The 2797-nt window shown below is 47.2% G+C and carries 2 protein-coding genes and 2 pseudogenes; all 4 read right to left on the reverse strand.

What is annotated here, in order from left to right; all coding sequences use genetic code 11:
• Positions 1 to 271 (reverse strand): annotated as a pseudogene (locus tag ACWA6V_RS20250) (hypothetical protein); the annotation flags it as partial.
• Between the two features lie 217 nt (positions 272 to 488).
• On the reverse strand, positions 489 to 1337 hold the full coding sequence (locus ACWA6V_RS20255) for a fumarylacetoacetate hydrolase family protein (RefSeq protein ID WP_449524186.1): 849 nt from the start codon (positions 1335 to 1337) through the stop codon (positions 489 to 491).
• Between the two features lie 17 nt (positions 1338 to 1354).
• The gene (locus tag ACWA6V_RS20260) at positions 1355 to 2083 is read right to left on the reverse strand and encodes an SDR family oxidoreductase (protein WP_449524187.1); all 729 of its coding nucleotides are present in this window, start codon (positions 2081 to 2083) and stop codon (positions 1355 to 1357) included.
• Positions 2080 to 2797: pseudogene (locus ACWA6V_RS20265) on the reverse strand (UxaA family hydrolase); the annotation flags it as partial. The pseudogene ACWA6V_RS20265 and the gene ACWA6V_RS20260, both read right to left, overlap by 4 nt.

The raw sequence follows: 2797 nt of genomic DNA on the forward strand, positions 1-2797 counted from the left end.
TAAGCACAGAGCCAAGATGGTATTTTTTTATATCATCCGGCGTAACGGTCTGAATTTCGGCTTGCATAATCTGCCCGACCTTTTCTTCGAGCGTCATGTTTTGCAAGATGCTTTCAATTTTTGCATTGAACTCGGCCGAATCTTTTATTGGCGATTCGGCTTTCGGCCAGAGTTTGATATTGGGTTTTTGTTCGGCGTAGGCGGAATAATTTGCGGAAAAAATTGCTGAAGCAATAAGGCCAAGTACGGCTAATTTTTTGAGATTTTTCATTGGGGATGTTCTCGTTAATTTTTATGAGGTGTAATTGTAGGTTGGTGCGGGCCGCGCAGGCTTAGCCTGCGAACCGCAACGTGACCATGCCCAACACCAAACCAAAACCCGGTTCAATGCTCCATTGGGCTTTTGGTCGGCGCGGCAAGATGGTCGTGTTGCGGTTCGTTCCTCATCCTGCGCGGCTCGCATCAACCTACGAAGTACTTCGGAAAAATTATTTCGCGTTAACAACAACCTGTTTCTGTACTCCCATTCCCTGAATCCCTAATTCCACCACATCACCTTCATTCAAATAGATTGGCGGTTTTTGACCGAGACCAACACCGGGTGGAGTGCCAGTACTAATAACATCGCCCGGTTGCAAACTCATAAACTGCGAGAGGTAATGCACTAAAAATTGTGGCCCAAACACCATTTGATCGGTAGAACCATTTTGAAAAGTTTTACCGTTTACTTTTAGCCATAGATTCAAATTCAGTGGGTCAGCAACTTCATCTTTGGTTACCAGATAAGGGCCGATTGGACCGAAGCTGTCGCAGCCTTTGCCTTTATCCCACTGGCCACCTGGGCGCTCCAATTGAAAGTTGCGTTCCGACACATCGTTAATCACGCAGTAACCGGCGATATAATCCATCGCCTCATCCAGCTCAACATAGCTCGCGTGCTTACCGATGACAATACCCAACTCCACTTCCCAATCGAGCTTGGTGGAGTTGCGCGGTTTTATAATATTGTCATTAGGACCAGTGATCGCGCTGGTGGCCTTCATAAAAACCACCGGTTCCGCTGGTACAGCAACACCCGACTCAGCGGCGTGATCGGCGTAGTTCAACCCTATGCAAATAAATTTCCCAACGTTATTAACACAGGCACCAATGCGCACAGGCTCATTCACTAATGGCAGTGAATTTATATCCAGACTTGCGATTTTTTTCAGCGATTCTTCACTCAAGGTTTTGCCGTTAATATCGGAAACCACCGAACCCAATTCACGCACCTTGCCATTGCTGTCCAAAATCCCTGGACGCTCTTGTCCTGCATTGCCATAACGAAGTAATTTCATAAATAGATTCCAAAAAATTAATTGCTCCAACCACCATCAATCACATTGATGGTGCCGGTGGTAAATGCCGATGCGTCGCTCGCCAGATAAAGCGCCAGCTCTGCCATTTCACGCGCAGTGCCTAAACGCCCCATGGGTTGGCGAGCGACAAAATTTTTATAGGCTGTTTCGTAATCGCCAGTTGCATGCAAGCGCTGCTCAAGCGATGGTGTTTGTACAGTGCCAGGACAAATCGCATTGCAGCGAATGCCATGTGTGACAAAATCGGCGGCGACTGCTTTAGTCATACCAATTACAGCCGCTTTGGTCATGCCATAGGCAAAACGATTGGGTGCGCCTTTAATTGAACTGGCGACGGATGACATATTGATAATAGACCCGCCGCCCTTTTCGATCATGCCCGGCAAAAAAGTGCGGATCATGCGGTACATGGAACTTACGTTTAAATCGAATGAAAAATTCCAATCTTTTTCATCGCATTCCAAAATAGTTCCGCTGTGCACATAACCGGCGCAGTTAAATAAAATATCGATACTGTCAATTTTTTCGCTGAGTTGCTGGATATCCTGTGGTTTCAGTACATCAAGGCCATAAATTTCACAGCCGACCAATTCTTTCATAGCCGCGACATTAATATCCGTCGCAATCACCCGCGCACCTTCAGCAGCAAACAATTCTGCACTTGCACGGCCAATACCTTGGGCGGCAGCGGTAATTAATGCCGTTTTACCTTCCAATCGCTTCATACCATCCTCACCGGCAAACAACTAGGGCCAATCGGTTCAAACGCTTTATAAGTCAAAATAAATTCCTGATGGCCAAGCTCTTCCGACACGCTGCGTTTGCCCGATGCAACATCAATAACATTTTGCAGAATCTCCTCACCCACTTCATCAAGCGTTGCTTCACCTTCCAAAATGCGCCCGGCATTCACATCCATATCGCCCGCCAAACGGCGATAGGTTTCCGGATTGGCGCAGACTTTTATCACCGGCGAAACTGCTGAACCAACAACAGAGCCACGACCGGTAGTAAATAAAATCACATGCGAACCGCAAGCAATTAATTCGATAATTTCGGCGTTGTCAGAAATATTGGGGAAACCAAAACGCGGTTCGCCGTCGGGTACTACATCCAGCAAATACAAACCACCGGCGGGTGGAATATCGCCCGGTTTAATCAAACCACTAATTGGCGATGATCCGGATTTGGAATAGGCACCCATGGATTTTTCTTCAAGTGTGGTGAGGCCACCATCGGCATTACCCGGTGCAAAACTGCCGAAACCCATCACGCGATAATAGTGTTCCGCTTTAGCAACGCAGGCTTCAATTTCTGCGCCCAATTCCGGAGTAATTGCACGATCGGCCATAATGGTTTCGCAACCGATTAATTCACCGGTCTCTTCAAAAATACAAATCGCATCGGCGGCGACCAACACATCAAAACAACGGCCCACT

The organism is Cellvibrio sp. (assembly GCF_053579595.1).